The sequence below is a fragment of the Vibrio renipiscarius genome (genome assembly GCF_000827885.1).
Lineage (GTDB): Bacteria > Pseudomonadota > Gammaproteobacteria > Enterobacterales > Vibrionaceae > Vibrio > Vibrio renipiscarius.
In genome coordinates this window covers 69,331-87,994 of the sequence record NZ_JTKH01000020.1, presented here as the reverse complement: position 1 = coordinate 87,994, position 18,664 = coordinate 69,331, and the positions used below count along the sequence as shown (strand labels likewise).

At 47.4% G+C, this 18,664-nt stretch carries 15 protein-coding genes and 1 pseudogene; 9 read left to right on the top strand and 7 right to left on the bottom strand.

Annotated elements, in window-relative coordinates; all coding sequences use genetic code 11:
• Nucleotides 1-11: 11 nt before the first annotated feature.
• The 3 genes from frdC to frdA are packed head-to-tail and all read right to left on the bottom strand — an operon-like array spanning nt 12 to nt 2,976.
• Nucleotides 12-395 (bottom strand): fumarate reductase subunit FrdC, encoded by a 384-nt coding sequence (gene frdC / locus OJ16_RS11025; RefSeq protein WP_040990609.1) that lies wholly within the window; start codon nt 393-395, stop codon nt 12-14.
• Between the two features lie 2 nt (nt 396-397).
• A complete protein-coding gene (locus OJ16_RS11020) occupies nt 398-1,162 on the bottom strand; it encodes a succinate dehydrogenase/fumarate reductase iron-sulfur subunit (protein ID WP_040990607.1) in 765 nt (254 codons plus the stop codon).
• Nucleotides 1,162-2,976 carry a fumarate reductase (quinol) flavoprotein subunit gene (frdA, locus tag OJ16_RS11015; protein ID WP_040990605.1) on the bottom strand — a complete coding sequence of 605 codons (1,815 nt, stop codon included), beginning with the start codon at nt 2,974-2,976 and terminating at the stop codon, nt 1,162-1,164. The genes OJ16_RS11020 and frdA overlap by 1 nt, the downstream gene beginning before the upstream one ends.
• A 457-nt stretch (nt 2,977-3,433) precedes the next feature.
• Here frdA and epmA point away from each other — a divergent pair, with 457 nt between their 5' ends.
• The 5 genes from epmA to cysE all read left to right on the top strand — a co-directional run bounded on the left by epmA (nt 3,434) and on the right by cysE (nt 7,737).
• A complete protein-coding gene (gene epmA, locus OJ16_RS11010; protein WP_040990603.1) occupies nt 3,434-4,399 on the top strand; it encodes an elongation factor P--(R)-beta-lysine ligase in 966 nt (321 codons plus the stop codon).
• A 228-nt stretch (nt 4,400-4,627) separates the two neighbouring features.
• Entirely contained in the window at nt 4,628-5,062 is a 435-nt protein-coding gene (locus OJ16_RS11005; RefSeq protein ID WP_040990601.1) for a rhodanese-like domain-containing protein, read from the top strand.
• Between the two features lie 147 nt (nt 5,063-5,209).
• Nucleotides 5,210-5,680 (top strand): protein-export chaperone SecB, encoded by a 471-nt coding sequence (gene secB, locus OJ16_RS11000; RefSeq protein ID WP_040990599.1) that lies wholly within the window; start codon nt 5,210-5,212, stop codon nt 5,678-5,680.
• 163 nt (nt 5,681-5,843) lie between these two features.
• Complete coding sequence (gene gpsA / locus OJ16_RS10995; RefSeq protein WP_040990597.1) at nt 5,844-6,878, top strand: NAD(P)H-dependent glycerol-3-phosphate dehydrogenase; 1,035 nt, start codon at nt 5,844-5,846, stop codon at nt 6,876-6,878.
• A 37-nt stretch (nt 6,879-6,915) separates the two neighbouring features.
• The gene (cysE, locus tag OJ16_RS10990; RefSeq protein WP_040990639.1) at nt 6,916-7,737 is read left to right on the top strand and encodes a serine O-acetyltransferase; all 822 of its coding nucleotides are present in this window, start codon (nt 6,916-6,918) and stop codon (nt 7,735-7,737) included.
• A gap of 160 nt (nt 7,738-7,897) precedes the next feature.
• Here cysE and OJ16_RS10985 read toward each other — a convergent pair whose 3' ends face one another.
• The 3 genes from OJ16_RS10985 to argE form a co-directional block, all read right to left on the bottom strand.
• Nucleotides 7,898-8,437 (bottom strand): PadR family transcriptional regulator, encoded by a 540-nt coding sequence (locus OJ16_RS10985; RefSeq protein WP_040990595.1) that lies wholly within the window; start codon nt 8,435-8,437, stop codon nt 7,898-7,900.
• A 438-nt stretch (nt 8,438-8,875) separates the two neighbouring features.
• On the bottom strand, nt 8,876-11,509 hold the full coding sequence (ppc, locus tag OJ16_RS10980) for a phosphoenolpyruvate carboxylase (protein ID WP_040990593.1): 2,634 nt from the start codon (nt 11,507-11,509) through the stop codon (nt 8,876-8,878).
• Nucleotides 11,510-11,839: 330 nt separating this feature from the next.
• Entirely contained in the window at nt 11,840-12,979 is a 1,140-nt protein-coding gene (gene argE / locus OJ16_RS10975; RefSeq protein WP_040990591.1) for an acetylornithine deacetylase, read from the bottom strand.
• 151 nt (nt 12,980-13,130) lie between these two features.
• On the opposite strand from argE, the gene argC reads away from it, so the two are divergent.
• The 4 genes and pseudogenes from argC to argH form a co-directional block, all read left to right on the top strand.
• A complete protein-coding gene (gene argC / locus OJ16_RS10970) occupies nt 13,131-14,132 on the top strand; it encodes an N-acetyl-gamma-glutamyl-phosphate reductase (RefSeq protein WP_040990589.1) in 1,002 nt (333 codons plus the stop codon).
• An 18-nt stretch (nt 14,133-14,150) separates the two neighbouring features.
• Entirely contained in the window at nt 14,151-14,945 is a 795-nt protein-coding gene (gene argB, locus OJ16_RS10965; protein ID WP_040990587.1) for an acetylglutamate kinase, read from the top strand.
• A 55-nt stretch (nt 14,946-15,000) separates the two neighbouring features.
• Nucleotides 15,001-16,218 carry an argininosuccinate synthase gene (locus OJ16_RS10960; RefSeq protein ID WP_040990585.1) on the top strand — a complete coding sequence of 406 codons (1,218 nt, stop codon included), beginning with the start codon at nt 15,001-15,003 and terminating at the stop codon, nt 16,216-16,218.
• A 131-nt stretch (nt 16,219-16,349) separates the two neighbouring features.
• A pseudogene (gene argH, locus OJ16_RS10955) lies at nt 16,350-17,717 on the top strand (argininosuccinate lyase); the annotation flags it as partial.
• Nucleotides 17,718-18,083: 366 nt separating this feature from the next.
• Here the strand turns inward: argH and OJ16_RS10950 are convergent.
• On the bottom strand, nt 18,084-18,344 hold the full coding sequence (locus OJ16_RS10950) for a DUF3624 domain-containing protein (RefSeq protein WP_040990581.1): 261 nt from the start codon (nt 18,342-18,344) through the stop codon (nt 18,084-18,086).
• Nucleotides 18,345-18,664 lie beyond the last annotated feature (320 nt).

Genomic DNA, 18,664 nt, shown 5'->3' with positions numbered 1-18,664 from the left:
AACATCGCTCCTTAAACAACGATCAGAACAACAAGAGAAATAAACGCAACCGCTGCCCATTGAGCAAGGACGATCAATTTCTTATCGACTGTTTTGCCTTTGATGCGGATTGGCATCACTTGCGGCATCATGCTAAAGAAGGTTTGCGCGTGCAAAAGGCTACCAGCCAGTGCAACGATGTTGATCGCCACAACCAGTGGGTTGGCCATAAACTCAAGCCAAGCTTGCCATGCTTCTGGTCCTTTTACTAATGAGCCCAAACCGATGGTTAGGAACACAGTAAATAGAATCAAAGGTAGTACCGTTGCTTCACGCATCATGTAGAAGCGATAGAACGGGCTGCTTTGCCACCACGTACGTTTCATTTCACGAACGTAAGGTTTACGATTACTCATCCTTATGCCTCCTCGGTGCTTTTTACAGGTTTACCATCAGGCTTTAGCATCGCAATCACAAAGTCCATTGATGATTCAATTTTACCTTGGTTTACCGCAGCCGCAGGATCGACGTTCTTCGGACACACTTCAGAACAGTAACCCACAAAGGTACAGCCCCAAGCGCCGTTTTTACCGTTGATCAGCGCCATACGCTCAGCTTTACCGTTATCACGGCTGTCTAAGTTGTAACGGTGCGCCATGGTCAGTGCTGCAGGGCCGATAAACTCAGGGTTTAGGCCAAACTGAGGACATGCTGCGTAGCAAAGGCCACAGTTGATGCAGCCAGCAAATTGCTTGTACTTCGCCATTTGCTCAGGGGTTTGCAGGTTAGTGCCGTCTTCAGGTTTACGATCGTTACCGATGATGTAAGGCTTGATAGCTTCTAGGCGCTCGATGAACGGCGTCATATCAACAATCAAATCTTTCTCGATAGGGAAGTTCGCCAGTGGCTCGATCTTCACACCGTTCGGGTAATCACGTAGGAAGCATTTACATGCTAGCTTTGGCACGCCATTGACCATGATGCCGCACGAACCACAGATTGCCATACGGCAAGACCAGCGGTAAGAAAGGTCTTTGTCTAGGTGATCTTTGATGTAGCCTAGAGCATCAAGCACAGACATGGTGTCATCAAATGGCACTTCAAATGTTTGAATGCGAGGTTCTGAATCGTGCGCTGGGTCATAACGTAGAACATCGACTTTCTGGATGCGATTAGCTGACATTATGCTTGCTCCTCTACTTTCTTCTCTGCTGCTTTTGCTTCTTCTGCGGCTGCTTTTTCAGCGGCTTCACCGTACAAACGGGCTTTAGGCTGTGATTTAGTGATAGTGACATCGCTGTAATCAATGTTTGGTGCCGCATCAGGTTGGTAGAAAGCAAGTGTGTGCTTAAGGAAGTTCACATCGTCACGCTCAGTGCAGTTGTCATCAAGACGTTGGTGCGCACCGCGAGATTCTTTACGTAAAATCGCTGAGTGAACCATCGCTTCTGCCACTTCAAGGCCGTAACCGATTTCGATAGCGTAAAGAAGGTCAGTGTTGAACACTTTGCCTTTGTCTTTGATGCTGATTTTTTTGTAGCGAGCTTTAAGCTCAGTGATCTTATCGATCGTCGCTTGCATCAAATCTTCTTGGCGGTAGATACCACAACCCGCTTCCATGGAACGACCCATTTCAGTACGGATTTCAGCCCAGTTTTCATCGCCTTCTTGGTCAAGTAGCGCCGCAATGCGTGCTTCAACCGCTTTCACTTGCTCAGCAATTGACTCGTCATTCCAGCCTTTGAATTCTGCTGCACGAGCAACCGCTTGTTCACCGGCAACACGGCCAAATACAACAAACTCAGCCAGTGAGTTAGAACCAAGACGGTTTGCGCCGTGCAGACCAACAGAAGCACATTCACCAACGGCGAATAGACCTTTGATGCGAGTCTCACACTGGCCGTTAGTTTCAATACCACCCATGGTGTAGTGCACGGTAGGGCGAATTGGAATTGGCTCTTTTGCAGGGTCAACGTTCACGTAAGCTTTAGCGAGCTCACAGATAAACGGTAGACGCTCTTGCAGGTACTCTTCACCTAGGTGGCGAAGGTCAAGGTGAACCACATCACCCAGTGGGTGTTGAATGGTGTTGCCTTTTTGCTGCTCATGCCAGAACGCTTGAGAAACTTTGTCACGTGGACCCAGTTCCATGTATTTGTTTTTTGGCTGGCCAACCGGAGTTTCCGGGCCCATGCCGTAATCTTGTAGGTAACGGTAGCCGTTCTTGTTAACGATGATACCGCCTTCACCACGACAACCTTCCGTCATCAAGATGCCCGTACCCGGTAGACCGGTTGGGTGGTATTGAACGAATTCCATATCACGTAGAGGTACGCCGTGACGGTAAGCCATTGCCATGCCGTCGCCCGTAACGATACCGCCATTGGTGTTACAGTGGTAAACACGACCTGCGCCACCCGTTGCTAATACAACCGATTTTGCTTTAATCGTAACAAGCTCGCCTTCCGCCATATGGATAGCAACAAGACCTTGCACTTCACCTTCGTCAACCAATAGGTCAACCACAAAGTATTCATCAAAACGTTTGATGTTTTGGTACTTTATTGAAGTCTGGAAAAGGGTGTGAAGCATGTGGAAGCCAGTTTTGTCGGCCGCGAACCAAGTACGCTCAACCTTCATACCGCCGAAACGACGAACGTTCACTTCGCCGTTTTCTTTACGGCTCCATGGGCAGCCCCACTGTTCCATTTGAATCATTTCGCGGGTTGAATTCGCCACGAAGTATTCAACAACATCCTGTTCACATAGCCAGTCACCACCACCAACGGTATCGTTGAAGTGATTGTCTAAGCTATCTTCTTCCTTGATAACTGCTGCTGAGCCACCCTCGGCTGCAACCGTGTGGGAGCGCATTGGGTAAACTTTAGAAATTAAAGCAACTTCTAAGTCAGGGTTTGCTTCAGCCGCTGCAATAGCAGTACGAAGACCAGCGCCGCCAGCGCCGATGACTGCGATATCTGTGATGATAGTTTGCACAGTTATCCTCCAGTGTGTAAGTGCGGTCAATTCCGCTTGTTATAGTAAGAGAGTGCGTGCAGGTATTGGTTACAGACAGTGTTCTGTACAAGAATGACGTGCTACACGTAACTCAAAAGTGGTACAACTTAGTGTAAGAGAGGGGAAAGATGTAAAAATTGATGTATTCCGGATTTTGTTCCGGTAATGCAAAAGAGAGCATAGAAAATGCAGGATATGTGAGAGTAATCACGGCATGGTATTTTTATGTGCAGAGGGGGATGTAAATGGTGTTGCGGGCATGTTGAAATTTATCTGTAGCACGTTGGGTTAGGTGTTAATCAATATCCGTTTTTAGACACAAATTTTTCTCAATCAAGCGCGAACTGAAAGGGCTTGGTTGTTGCGCTTGCGTCTAGAATGAAAAGTGATATGTTCGCCGTCTGTGTAAATATGCTTAAAAAAATAAGGCTAAAATATGAATTGGCAACCGACTGCATCGATAGAATTACTTAAACAGCGCGCTGAATTACTCAGCAAAATCCGTCAGTTTTTTTCCTGTCGTCATGTGCTGGAAGTGGATACACCCTCGATGAGTCATGCCACGGTTACCGATTACCATCTACATACTTTTCAAACGGATTTCATCGGCCCTGGTTATGCCGATGGCAGCAAACTGTATTTGATGACTAGCCCAGAATTTCATATGAAGCGCCTGCTTGCGGCGGGCAGTGGCTGCATCTACCAAATCAACAAAGCTTTTCGTAACGAAGAAAACGGCCGTTATCACAACCCTGAATTTACTATGCTGGAATGGTATCGTGTTGGGTTTGACCATCATCAGTTGATGGATGAGATGGATGACTTATTGCAGTTGATCATTCAATGCAGTGCAGCAGAGCGAATGACTTATCAGCAAGCCTTTATGAAGGTGTTGGGGATTTGCCCGCTTGAAGGCTCAATGGCAGAGCTAAAACGCGCGGCGGCATCACTGGGTTTGAGTGACATTGCCGAGCCAGAAGAAGACCGTGATACGTTGCTACAACTGCTGTTTAGCATTGGCGTTGAAGCGAAGATTGGCCAAACCGTACCGGCTTTTGTTTATGATTTCCCCGCGTCACAAGCGGCACTGGCGAAGATCAATCCAAACGACCCGCGTGTGGCGGATCGTTTTGAGGTCTACTTTAAAGGCATTGAATTGGCTAATGGTTTCCATGAGTTGGACAACCCAGATGAGCAATTGGCGCGTTTTGAGCAAGATAATGCCAAGCGCATCGAGATGGGATTGAGCGCACAACCGATCGATTATCATTTAATTGCGGCATTACAATCCGGCTTGCCTGCGTGTGCGGGAGTGGCATTGGGGATTGATCGTTTGATTATGCTGGCGCTCGGCCAAGATCATATTGATCAAGTCACCGCGTTTCCATTTCCGATCGCTTAGGTCTGATTGTTCTGGTTCGATTGTTTAGGTTCGAGTGTTCAGGTCTCATTGCTAGGGCGGCCAATGGGTAAGAAAAGAATTGTCGACAGTAATCCCGCAAAGCGTGGTCACGATCGCTGATTCTTTCGGTTCTGGACTCGCCTAGAACAACCAAGCCCGTTATACTCCCACTCTGATTTAAAACTAGGGCTGATCGTCGGCCCTACTATCTATACAAGAGCACAGGATATGCAAGAGTACATCGCGTTTTTCCAAGAAAATATGATCATGTCTGTGGTTTGGGTCGGCCTACTTATTGCCCTAATCATGAATATCGTTAAAACATCAACAGCGGCTTACAAAGAGATCTCTGTGGGTGAGACCACTCAACTGATCAACCGTGAGAACGGTGTGGTGGTTGATATTCGTGCGAAAGACGAATTTAAAAAAGGTCATATTACCGAAGCACTTCACATTTTACCTTCGGATATCAAAGCGGGTAACTTCGGTAGCCTTGAAAATCGTAAATCAGACCCAATTATCGTGGTATGTAAAACCGGTCAAACAGCACAAGAGAGTGCAAACCTTCTAGCAAAAGCAGGCTTTGAAAAAGTCTACGTGCTGAAGAGTGGTTTGATTGCTTGGAGTGAAGGCAACCTACCGCTTGTTCGCGGTAAGAAGTAATCACCGCAAGTAACGCTGGCGAATTAAGCAGCGGTTGACGCTGAGAGATGTGAAGATTGCCACGAATTTGTTGGCAAGTTTAGTGTTAAGCGCCTCTCTCAGTTAGTCTCAAGCAAACTTTGATATTAAGGCATAAAGGATTCAATAATGGCTGAAGCAGCACCAAAACAAGAAGCACAGAACTTCGCAATTCAACGTATCTTCCTAAAAGACGTTTCTTTTGAAGCGCCAAACTCACCTGACATGTTCCAAAAAGATTGGAACCCAGAAGTGAAGTTAGATCTAGACACGCAAAGCCGTGAACTAGGTGCGGGCGTTTACGAAGTGATTCTTCGTTTAACTGTAACCGTACAAAATGCGGAAGAAACGGCATTCCTATGTGAAGTTCAGCAAGGTGGTATTTTCTCTGCTGATAACATGGAAGCGGGCCAATTGGCACATTGCCTAGGTGCATTCTGTCCAAACGTGCTATTCCCATACGCACGTGAAACGATTTCAAGCCTAGTTGTGAAAGGTACTTTCCCTCAACTAAACCTTGCACCAGTGAACTTTGATGCATTGTTTATGAACTACCTACAGCAACAAGCTCAGCAAGGTGAAGCTCAAGCTGAAGCTTAATTAACGTTTTATCACGTTAAGCGTATTTGAAATGCACAAGGCATCGTAAAGCGAATGCATTGTGCATTTTTCGTTTATAGCAGAGTGGTTGATACCAAAGTGGTTTAATAACCATTAAACTCTTTAGGTATAGCAACTTGTTTATCAGTTAACAGGCGGAACAATGACAAATTCAAACATCAACAATGCCTACGGCAAAGAGATCGCAATGACCGTATTGGGCGCAGGCTCTTACGGCACTTCTCTGGCGATTTCTTTGGCTCGTAATGGCGCCAATGTGGTGATTTGGGGGCATGAGCCTGAGCACATGGCAAAGTTGCAAGCTGAACGTGCAAACCATGAATTTTTACCAGGCGTTGATTTCCCAGAGTCACTGATTGTTGAATCAGATTTAGAGAAAGCCGTGTCGGCCACTCGTGATTTGTTGGTTGTGGTACCAAGCCATGTGTTTGGTATCGTGCTGAAAAGCGTAAAACCATTCTTGCGCAGTGACTCGCGTATCTGTTGGGCAACCAAAGGGCTTGAGCCTGAAACCGGTCGCCTGCTGAGAGATGTCGCGCATGATGCGCTGGGCGAAGGCTATTCATTGGCGGTATTATCAGGCCCTACTTTTGCGAAAGAACTGGCGATGGGTTTACCTACAGCCATTTCAGTCGCTTCTCCTGACGCGCAATTTGTCGCGGATCTACAAGAGAAAATCCACTGCAGCAAAACATTCCGTGTGTACGCGAATAGTGACTTTACGGGCATGCAATTGGGTGGCGCGGTGAAGAACGTGATCGCCATTGGTGCGGGTATGTCGGATGGTATTGGCTTTGGCGCGAACGCGCGCACGGCATTGATTACACGTGGTCTGGCCGAAATGTGCCGTCTTGGCGCCGCATTAGGCGCGCAAAAAGAAACCTTTATGGGTATGGCGGGTTTGGGTGATCTTGTCTTAACTTGTACTGATAACCAATCCCGTAACCGCCGCTTTGGTCTTGCACTTGGTGAAGGCAAAGATGTCGATACGGCACAGGCTGAAATTGGCCAAGTGGTGGAAGGTTATCGCAATACCAAAGAAGTCTGGATGTTGGCGCAACGTATGGGTGTCGAAATGCCAATTGTTGACCAAATCTATCAAGTATTGTACCAAGATAAAGATGCACGAGAAGCAGCAAAGGATTTGTTGGCGCGTGACAAAAAAACAGAAGCATAATTCAGCGGCAGCGAGATGCTGCCCAGAAGGTTACAACATGAAGCATTGCGAAAAACAACAGGTATGGCAAACCATCGTTCAGGAAGCAAGGCAGCAATCTGAACAAGAGCCAATGTTGGCAAGTTTTTACCACGCCACCATTATTAAGCACGATAGTTTATGTGCGGCACTGAGCTATATTCTGGCCAATAAATTGAATACCGCCTCGATGCCTGCCATGGCGGTTCGTGAAGTCGTGGAAGAAGCTTTTGCTTCTGACCCGAGTATTATTGAAGCGGCTGCATGTGATATTTGCGCGACGGTCAATCGTGACCCTGCGGTCGCGATGTATTCCATCCCATTACTCTACCTTAAAGGCTACCACGCTCTGCAAGGCTACCGAGTGGCAAACTGGTTGTGGAAGCAAGGTCGTATTGCGTTGGCGACGTATCTGCAAAACCAGATCTCTGTTGCTTGCCAAGTGGACATTCACCCGGCTGCAACGATTGGTCGTGGCATCATGCTCGATCACGCAACCGGTATTGTGATTGGTGAAACCGCTGTCGTAGAGAACGATGTCTCCATTTTGCAAGACGTAACCTTGGGTGGTACGGGTAAAGAGAGCGGTGATCGCCATCCTAAGATTCGCGAAGGGGTGATGATTGGTGCTGGGGCGAAAGTGCTAGGTAATATCGAAGTGGGCGTTGGGGCAAAAATTGCTTCTTGTTCAGTGGTATTACAGCCCGTTCCGCCGCATACCACGGCCGCAGGCGTTCCAGCCAAGATTGTCGGCCGACCAAAATCGGATATGCCATCACTAGATATGGATCAGCAGTTTAACGGCAAGTCGCAAAACTTTGTTGATGGTGACGGCATTTAGGTAATGGCATTTAGGTGATGCATCTAGGTAATAGCATCTCATTGAGATGACCATTCGTGACTATCCACAAAAAAAGTCTTAAACGAAAAATGGGTTGGCCAAGTGCCAACCCATTTTTTTTGCTCAACTCGCAGTACGAATGAGCCGTAAGCGGTTTTGATTAAGCGATAGCTTCAAGTTCCGCTAGCGTTTCATCAGCCCAAACGATCCAAGCCTGACGTAGCAACAGGTTGCGACGCAGTGTTAAGCGTTCAAGGCGTTGTGATTTATCCAGCGCAGTCACATTCGAGTAGTAAGCGCTTTCGATATCTTGATAGTGCGTAACTAGTTTGCGTGACTCTTCAACCAGTTCAGCAAGTTGTGCTTTGAACGGTGCAGAAGGCTGCACAGAACACGCCATCAGCTTTGCTGAGAACTCATCACGTACTGTTGGGTGCGCGGTTGGTTGATCAAACCATTCACCTAGAGCAATACGGCCTGCATCGGTGATGGAATACACTTTACGGTCTGGTTTACCTTCTTGAGGCTCAAGAACACAAGTAACAAGTTGGTTTTGAGCCATCTTGTTTAGTTCACGATAAACCTGTTGGTGGCTGGCTTTCCAAAAGTAGCCGATCGTCGCAGAAAACTCTTTTGTGATGTCGTATCCAGTTGCATCGCGTGTACTGAGAACGGTCAGAATAACGTGTGGTAATGACATGTCTTTAATCCAAATATGGTCAATTAAACTGTAATTCAACTGCTAACATCTTGGTGTGCTTCTTGAGGCACGTGTATTATGTTGATGAGAGCAGCGCCAACGAAGCGTTGGCCATGTCACCTTGATAAGCCGGTTTGTCACCTAATTCGATAATTGCTTATCGAGACTGCGATATATTATTTTTTTGTGTACCGCAGGAAAGCGTTATTATATCTAAATAATAAGCATAAAGTGGAATAGATGAGTGAAACAAACCAAAAAACTGACAAAAATCTCAATAAAACGATAAGCCCGATTATTGTTCCGATTTTGACTTTTGGTTGTCTCTTTTTTAGTATTTTATTTCAATATTGTCGTTTTTAATGTGATCTACGTCAATGTGGGAGTTATGGGCGGCCTGAATAAAAGGCTGGCCACCCATTGAGTGGCCAGCAAAAATTAGCCTGTGTTTCGCATGCCGGCAGCGATACCGGCAATAGTCACCATGAGGGCTTCTTCAAGCTCAGGTGATGGCTCATCGGTTTGACGAGTACGGTAAAGTAACTCGGCTTGCAGCATGTTGAGCGGCTCAACGTAGATATTACGTAAACGGATGGACTCTTGACCCCAAGGGTCGCTTTGCATCAAGTTTTCATTGTTCTCAACGTTAAGTACCGTTTTAATGTCTTGTTGCAATTGAGCACGTAGGCGATCACCTAGCGGCAGCAATGCTTCATCGGCTAAGCGCTCATCGTAGTAACGTGAAATACCGATGTTACATTTCGAGTAAACCATTTCCAGCATACCTAAGCGTGTAGAGAAGAAAGGCCATTCGCGGCACATCTCTTCCAACAGCTCTTGATGCCCCTTATCAATCGAATATTGAATCGCTTCACCAGCGCCTAACCAGGCAGGCAATACCAGACGGTTTTGGCTCCATGAGAAAATCCATGGGATGGCACGTAAACTTTCTACGCCACCATTTGGGTTACGTTTCGCTGGACGAGAGCCCAGAGGCAGTTTACCCAACTCTAATTCTGGCGTAGCTTGACGGAAGTAAGGGACGAAATCGGCTTCACCACGAACCACATTACGGTACGCTTCACAGCTGACTTCAGACAGCACGTTCATCAGATCGCGCCACTCTTGTTTTGGCTCTGGTGGTGGCAGAAGATTCGCTTCTAATATCGCACTGGCGTACATATTGAAGCTGTTTACGGCAACTTCAGGTAAGCCCAGCTTAAAGCGGATCATTTCACCTTGTTCGGTTACACGCAGACCACCTTTTAAGCTTTTTGGTGGCTGAGAAAGGAGCGCGGCATGTGCTGGCGCACCACCACGACCAACCGTACCGCCACGACCGTGGAATAAAGTCAGCTCCACGCCTTCAGCTTCTGCCACTTTTACCAACGATTCCATCGCGTGATATTGTGCCCAGCCTGCGGCCATAACACCGGCGTCTTTGGCTGAATCAGAGTAGCCGATCATGACCATTTGGTGGTTTTGGATAAAGCCGCGGTAGAGATCGATCCCCATCAATTGTTGGATCACCGATTCTGCGTTATTAAGATCTTCCAGTGTTTCAAACAATGGACAGACGTCCATGCGATAAGGGCAGCCAGATTCTTGCAGTAGCAGGTGAACCGCTAATACATCGGACGCTGTTTTCGCCATAGAGATGACGTAAGCACCAAAAGCATCACGTGGTTGTGCGGCGATAATCTTACACGTGTCCAACACTTCTTGAACGGCTTCAGAAGGCTGCCAGTTACGTGGGAAAAGCGGACGTTTAGAGCTGAGTTCTTGCGTTAAGAACGCCACTTTATCTTGCTCGCTCCAGTGATCGTAATCACCAATACCAAGGTAGCGAGTCAATTCAGAGAAGACATCGGCATGACGGGTGCTTTCTTGGCGAATGTCGAGACGAACGAGGTGAACACCAAACGCTTTTACGCGACGTAAGGTATCCAGTAGAGAACCATCGGCAATCACACCCATACCGCACTCATGTAGTGATTTATAACAAGCCAGTAGCGGCTGCCATAACTGCTCTGCACTTTGCAGTGGCGCTTTAATCGCAAGTTTTTGACCATGGATCTTTGCATCTAGAATGTCTTTTGTGTCGCTCAATAGCGTACGTAGACCTTTTAGAAGGGCGCGGTAAGGTTCGTGCTCGTCATCACCGGCTAATTCACGAACGTCATCATTACAGCGAGTCATCGACAGTTCGCTAACCAGCTCGTTAATGTCGGTGAGGTAAAGGTCAGCGGCTTTCCAGCGAGACAACAGCATGACTTCACGAGTAATGGTGTGCGTGACAAATGGGTTACCGTCGCGGTCACCGCCCATCCACGATGAGAAGTGCACAGGGCGAGCATCGATAGGTAAGCCTTCACCAAGGTGCAATTTTAAACGCTCATCCATTTCACGTAGAAAATCAGGAACGGCTTCCCACAGTGAGTTTTCGACCACTGCGTAGCCCCATTTGGCTTCATCAAGTGGGGTTGGGCGCTGTTGACGGATGACATCCGAGTGCCAGCTTTGGGCAATAAGTTGCTCGAGGCGACGCTCGGTTTTATGGCGTTCTTTGACCGATAGGTCACTCAGTTCAAGTCGAGATAAGCATTCGTTAATTTTGACCAATTTATTGATCATGGTTCGACGGGTAATTTCCGTCGGATGTGCCGTCAGTACCAATTCAATGTTGAGATCGCGCACGGCTTGTGCGGTATCTAACTTGCTGATGTCATTCTGGTTGAGTTTTGAGAACAGCGTGTTGAGTACATCGGGTTCACAAACGTGCGCATCGCAATGGCGTGAAATTGTATGGTACTGCTCCGCCATGTTGGTGAGGTTTAAGAACTGGTTAAATGCGCGAGCGACGGGAGTCAGTTGCTCATTAGGCAGGCTTTTAATTTCTTCAATCAAGCCATCACGGTCTGCTTGGTTGCCTGCTCTCGCGGATTTGGAAAGCTTACGAATCGTCTCTACTTTTTCAAGAATAGCCTCTCCATGTGCATCCTTGATGGTATTGCCGAGCAAGTGGCCTAACATGCTCACATTGCTTCGAAGTGCAGAGTATTTCTCGTTCATTATCATCCTGCCTTGTAAATAAATTACATCCATTGTTCCCTGTTAGGTAGACAATCTAGCTAAAAATATCGTTCCGAGTCAATTGCCACAGCATAAGTTTGCGAAAATTGTGCAATAGGATGCGACAAGAGGATTGAGCACAATTTGGTCTAAATTACTGAAACTTTATTACAAATAATCATTGTTAGACAAATGGTTACATAAGAGTGCGTAGATTGGTTACTTATTGGCCTTGTCGTTTTTGGTCTGTTCTCGGGCACGTAAATTTGCTTTTTCCATCATTCAAGTAAGGCAGGGGCTCGCCCCACCTTACCGATTGAGTTAACGCGCTTAGTCAAAGCAATATTGATGGATCGCCTTGCTGAGAATGTTGATGGTTGGGTCAATAAACTCAAAAGCAAGAAACTCATCGGGCTGATGAGCTTGTTCAATCGAGCCGGGGCCAAGCACCAGCGTTGGACAGAGCTGACTTAAAAATGGGGCTTCGGTGCAGTAGTTAACGGTTTCTGATGGCGTTTGGCAAAGTTGCTCCATACCAACAACAAAAGGGTGGCTATGCTCACATTCAAACCCAGGGACCGGATCATGCAGCGGGGTCACTTCAATGCGGTTTGGCCATTTGGCTTGCACTTCTTTCAGCGCGCCGCGCAGCAGGTTGTCGAGTCCATCTAGGCTGATCCCCGGCAGTGGGCGCACATCGTAATGTAATTCGCAACAACCACAAATTCGGTTCGCACTGTCGCCACCATGGATATGGCCAAGGTTCAGCGTTGGGCTTGGGATGGCAAATCCTGGGTGGTGGTATTCTTTGATGAGCTTGTCGCGCAGCTGCATTAAGGCAAAAAGCACCTCATGCATAATTTCAATCGCATTAACGCCAAGCGCCGGATCCGAAGAGTGACCAGATTTACCGGTGACGCGTACGGCGTTGGCTACGTGGCCTTTATGGCCGCGAATGGGTACTAAGCTGGTGGGTTCGCCAATGATGCAGTAATCCGGTTTGAAAGGGGCGGTATCGGTGAAGTGCTTCGCACCGAGCATCGAGGTCTCTTCATCGCACGTTGCTAAGATATAAACGGGCTTGGTCTGCTTGCTCCAATCGATTTTTTTTACCGCTTCGATAATAAAGGCAAAAAAGCCTTTCATATCAGCGGTGCCTAATCCGTAAAAACGATTATTGGCTTCCGTGAGTGCATGAGGATCAAAACTCCAGCGTCCTTCATCAAAAGGCACGGTGTCGCTATGTCCTGCTAGCAGCAAGCCCCCTTCGCCTTGGCCCTTCTTGGCGATGAGATTGAACTTGTTTGGCGCGGCGGCAACGATCTCGACATCAAAGCCGACATCTTTTAGCCAAGTGGCCAGTTTGTCGATCACTTGTTTATTGCCTTCATCCCAACTCGGATCTGAAGAGCTGATTGAGGAGGTCGAAATTAGGCCACTGTAGACCTCTTTAAAACTCGGTAATTGCATTTTATCTTCGTTTCCCTGTTGACAGAATCACACTAAGAAGGTAAAAACATATTAAATCATTTTTAATGAATAAAAAATCATTAATGAGCGTTTGAAATAGTTTTTTAGTCACCTTGCTGGTGGCCAATATTAAAGAAATGGATGTCTTGAAATGCTGAAAACGACCATCATAGGTGCAACAGGGTATACCGGAGCTGAGCTGGCACTGATGGTGTATAAACACCCAGAGCTTACGCTAGCAGGTTTATATGTCTCCGCCAATAGCGCGGATGCAGGAAAACCGATCTCATCCCTACATGGCAAACTGGCGGGTTTGGTTGACGACAAAGTGCAGCCATTAACGAATATCGCCGAAGTGGCTCAACAAGCGGACGTTATTTTTCTGGCGACGGCTCATGAAGTCAGCCACGACCTTGCCCCTGAATTGCTCAAGCATGGTTGTCAGGTCTTTGATTTGTCCTGTGCATTTCGCGTGAAGAAACAAGGTTTCTATCCAGAATTCTACGGTTTTGAACATCAACACGAATCATTGCTTGATAGCGCGGCGTATGGTTTGGCTGAATGGGCGGTGACTGACATCAAACAAAGCCAGCTGATTGCGGTTCCTGGCTGTTACCCAACGGCTTCACAACTGGCGATCAAACCACTTCTCGATGCGGGCCTTATCGATACCCATCAATGGCCAGTCATCAATGCCACTAGCGGCGCGACGGGCGCTGGCCGTAAAGCGACCCTCAACAACAGTTTTTGCGAAGTGAGCCTACAGGCTTACGGAATCTTCTCTCATCGCCATCAACCAGAGATTGCCTCGCACCTTGGTTGTGATGTGATTTTCACGCCGCATTTGGGTAATTTCAAGCGTGGTATTTTTGCCACGATTACCATGAAACTTAAAGCGGGCATCACGGATGAACAGGTCGCACAAGTTTATCAAGCGGCTTATCAAGACAAGTTAGCGGTACGTTTGGTTGAGGGCGTGCCTAAGCTGCAAAACGTTCAGTTTACGCCTTTTTGTGATATCGGCTGGAAAGTACAAGGCGAACACATTATCACTTGCGCAGCGATTGATAACTTACTCAAAGGTGCATCCAGTCAAGCGATGCAGTGCCTAAATATCCATTATGGATTCCCTGAGCTAACCGCGCTGATTTAGTCAGCACAAGGAATGGTTATGACAGATAACAAGCAAACTCCATTAGTCGTCAAGCTGGGCGGTGCAGCTCTGTCTTGCACAGAGACACTTAACCAATTGTTTGTGGCGATTGCCCATTATCAAGCGCAAGCTCAGCGTCCAATCGTGATTGTTCATGGCGGCGGTGACTTAGTCGATGAACTGATGGCGAAGTTGCAGTTAGAAACGGTTAAAAAACAAGGCTTACGAGTGACACCTTACGATCAAATTCCATTGATTGTAGGCGCACTTGCGGGCACGGCAAACAAACAACTGCAAGGCCAAGCCATCAACGCCGGTTTGCAAGCGGTGGGTTTGTGCTTAGCGGATGGTGGTTTATGCCAAGTCGTGGAGCTTGATCCAGAGTTAGGCGCGGTTGGTAAAGCCTCTCCGGGTAACTCTATGGTATTGCAAGCGATTCTCGCCGCGGGCGCATTGCCAATCATCAGTTCTATTGGTTTAACCCAAGATGGACAGATGATGAATGTGAATGCCGACCAAGCCGCCGTGGCGGTTGCTGGAGCCTTAGATGCTGAGTTGGTTTTGTTGTCCGATGTGAGTGGTGTATTGGATGGAAAAGGGCAGTTGATCTCGAACTTGGATGAGCCAACCGCCAATAAACTGATTGAAGACCAAGTGATTACCGATGGGATGATCGTCAAAGTGAAAGCGGCGCTTGAGGCAGCCAATGATCTTGGACGACCAATCGAAGTCGCCACTTGGCGCTACCCAGAAAAATTAGCCGAGCTTTTTGCTGGCAAGAGTATCGGCACACAATTTTTGCCGCAGTCATAAATAACAAGGATTAATGCTTAAGCACAGGATGCTGCTTAGGCTAGGAGAGTTGAACATGAGTAAAGTAAACGTAAATAAAGTTGTGGTTGCCTATTCTGGTGGTTTGGATACATCGGTGATCATTCCGTGGCTAAAAGAAAACTATGACTGTGAAGTGGTCGCCTTCGTGGCTGATGTAGGCCAAGGTTTCTACGAGTTGGAAGGGATTGAAGCTAAAGCGATCGCTTCAGGTGCATCAGAGTGTTATGTGGTTGACCTAAAAGAAGAGATGGTGGCCGATTACATTTACCCAACGCTTAAAACGGGTGCCTGCTACGAAGGTAAATACCTACTAGGCACATCAATGGCACGTCCTATCATTGCCAAAGCGCAAGTTGAAATCGCACGTAAAGTCGGTGCTGATGCGCTATGTCATGGCTGTACGGGTAAAGGTAACGACCAAATCCGTTTTGAAGGCGCCTTCGCGGCACTTGCCCCAGATCTTGCAGTGATTGCCCCTTGGCGTGAATGGGATCTTGTCAGTCGTGAAGAGTGTTTGGATTACCTTGAAGAGCGCAAAATCCCGTGTTCTGCGTCAATCACTAAGATTTATTCACGTGATGCCAACGCATGGCACCTATCAACGGAAGGCGGCGTGCTTGAAGATACATGGAACGCGACGAACGCAGATTGCTGGGCTTGGACAACTGATCCTGAGCAAGCGCCAAACGAAGCTGAATATGTCTCATTGAAAGTGGAAAAAGGCGAAGTGGTTGCGGTTGATGGCGAAGCGATGACACCTTACAACGCACTGGTTTATCTGAACGATAAAGGCGCGAAACACGGTGTAGGCCGTATCGATATCGTCGAAAACCGTTTAGTGGGCATGAAGTCTCGTGGCTGTTATGAAACCCCGGGTGGCACCATTATCATGGAAGCGTTACGTGCGGTTGAGCAACTTGTTCTGGATAAAACCTCGTTTGAGTTCCGTGAAGAATTGGGTGTAAAAGCATCACATCTTGTATACGATGGTCGTTGGTTCACTCCGTTATGTAAATCGATTCTGGCTGCAGCAGAAGAGCTGGCGCAGGACGTAAACGGTGAAGTGGTGGTGAAACTTTACAAAGGCCAAGCGATGGTGACTCAGAAGCGTTCGGACAACAGTCTGTACAATGAAGAGTTTGCGACCTTTGGTGCCGATGAAGTTTACGACCAAAGCCATGCAGGCGGCTTTATCCGTCTGTACTCACTATCAAGCAGAATCAGAGCGTTAAACGCGGCGAACAAAAAATAGTGAATGGTCACCAATCTGACGAGTAACGGTCTTACCCGTCAGATTGTCATAAGCTCGGCGGAGTCCGAGTCGCCTAATTTGGATCTAGCCAGTGGTTTTGGTTAGATCCTTTGATTATCAGGAGAGATGTAATGGCATTATGGGGCGGTAGATTTACCCAAGCAGCAGACACCCGTTTTAAAGATTTCAACGATTCACTTCGTTTTGATTACCGCTTAGCCGTGCAAGATATTGTCGGTTCTATCGCATGGTCAAAAGCGCTAGTGACAGTCAACGTCCTTTCCTCGCAAGAACAACAGCAATTAGAACTCGCTTTGGCCGAACTAAAAGCGAGCGTCGAAGACAATCCTAAACAAATTTTAGCCTCAGATGCGGAAGATATTCACTCGTGGGTAGAACAGCAGCTGATTGCTAAAGTCGGTGATTTAGGAAAAAAACTGCATACCGGTCGTTCACGTAACGATCAGGTCGCAACGGACTTGAAATTGTGGTGCCGTGAGCAGGCAGAAGTACTGTTAAGCGCTCTTGAACAGCTGCAACAGCAAATGGTGAAGGTTGCACAGGCACACCAAACAACGGTTTTACCGGGATACACGCACTTGCAGCGTGCCCAGCCAGTGACGTTTGCCCACTGGTGTTTGGCTTACGTAGATATGTTTGAGCGTGACCATTCTCGCCTTAAAGATGCCGCGGCACGTTTAAATACCTGCCCACTGGGTTCAGGGGCACTAGCCGGGACGGCTTACCCAATGGATCGCGAGCAAATCGCGCATAACCTTGGTTTTAGCCGAGCGACACGCAACTCATTAGATTCAGTCTCCGATCGTGACCACGTGTTAGAGCTGATGTCGGTCGCTTCAATCTCAATGCTGCACCTTTCTCGTCTTGCGGAAGACATGATTTTCTACAATTCAGGCGAAGCGAATTTTATTGAATTGGCTGATACCGTGACATCAGGTTCATCATTGATGCCACAAAAGAAAAATCCAGATGCGCTCGAGCTTATCCGTGGCAAGACGGGCCGTGTCTATGGCTCGCTCGCAGGCATGATGATGACAGTGAAAGCGTTGCCATTGGCCTACAATAAAGATATGCAAGAAGACAAAGAAGGGCTGTTTGATGCGCTCGACACTTGGTTTGATTGTACTGTCATGGCAGCATTGTGTTTCGACGGCATTAAGGTCAATGCTGAGCGCACGCTCGAGGCGGCGCAGCAAGGTTATGCCAATGCAACAGAACTGGCGGATTACTTGGTTGCTAAAGGTATTCCTTTCCGCGAAGCGCACCATATCGTCGGCGTCGCGGTGGTGGGGGCGATTGAAAAAGGCTGTGCTCTAGAAGCGCTATCTTTGGCAGAGCTAAAAGCGTTCTCTGCAGTGATTGAGGAAGACGTGTATGCCATCCTCACCATTGAATCTTGTTTAGCGAAACGCAATGCCTTGGGCGGCGTAGCGCCAGAACAAGTGGCTTTTGCAATCGAGCAGGCGCAGGCGCGTTTGAAATAATACGGGCATAGCTGTCGCCGTCGCTGTAGTTGTCGCTATAGCCGTCGTCTTCGTTGGTTAAGAGGTAGACAGAGAGCTATCGCGTAACGCTTTGATTTTGCTTTGTTTGAAATAAAGATCAAAAAAGATCGATAAAAAATTGAACCATCAGGAAAAGGCTCGGTCTATATTAATACCACTGCTTTTTCTTAGATGAATCTAAGAGAGCCCCGAAGTCTACTATTGATTTCGGGGCTTTTTTCTTTCCCCCTGCCTAATTGAAGTCACAACGTTGTTAATCTGCATCCTAAAGCACCATCAAACACTTCATCACTTAGTGGCTTATGCCCGATAGGCTATTTAACGATTCGTCACATTGGACTAATTTCTGGACTCTTTTCTTTTGCGCGACTGCAAGGGAAGGACGAACCAACGCATCCATAGGTGCAGAGTCAATAAACCACTAAAAGCAAAGATGGCAGTAAGCAGTGCGATCGATTCAATGCTTTTGGGATTGTGACGAAATGCCAGCCACCAGATTGCTGCGCTGAGCATCGACAGCCCGACCAATTGATATACACAACGCATGCAGCGGCCAATTTTTTGCCAAAACCAGCTTTGTTGACAGGTAGAGCAGCTCATATTTTCTGATCACATAAAGTCGGGGGGAGATGATTGTAATCGCTTCTTCACTGACTTGGTATTCGTCACTTGATCATCGCTAAGCTCGTCATTGAGATCAGATCAAATATGCAAAGTAAGCTTCTCTCGATAACAGTAGCACGCAATTCATGTACTTTGATTGCTGAAATAATAATCAAAATAAGCTTTGCTCGCTAAACGGCGAGACAGAGTGAGGAGACGTAAAGTGAGTACAGAACTAAAAGCGGCCTTAGTGATGGGTTCAAGTTGGTTTGTGATTGGTGCAACAGCAATCGTCATGGTTAGTTTGCATGCCATGC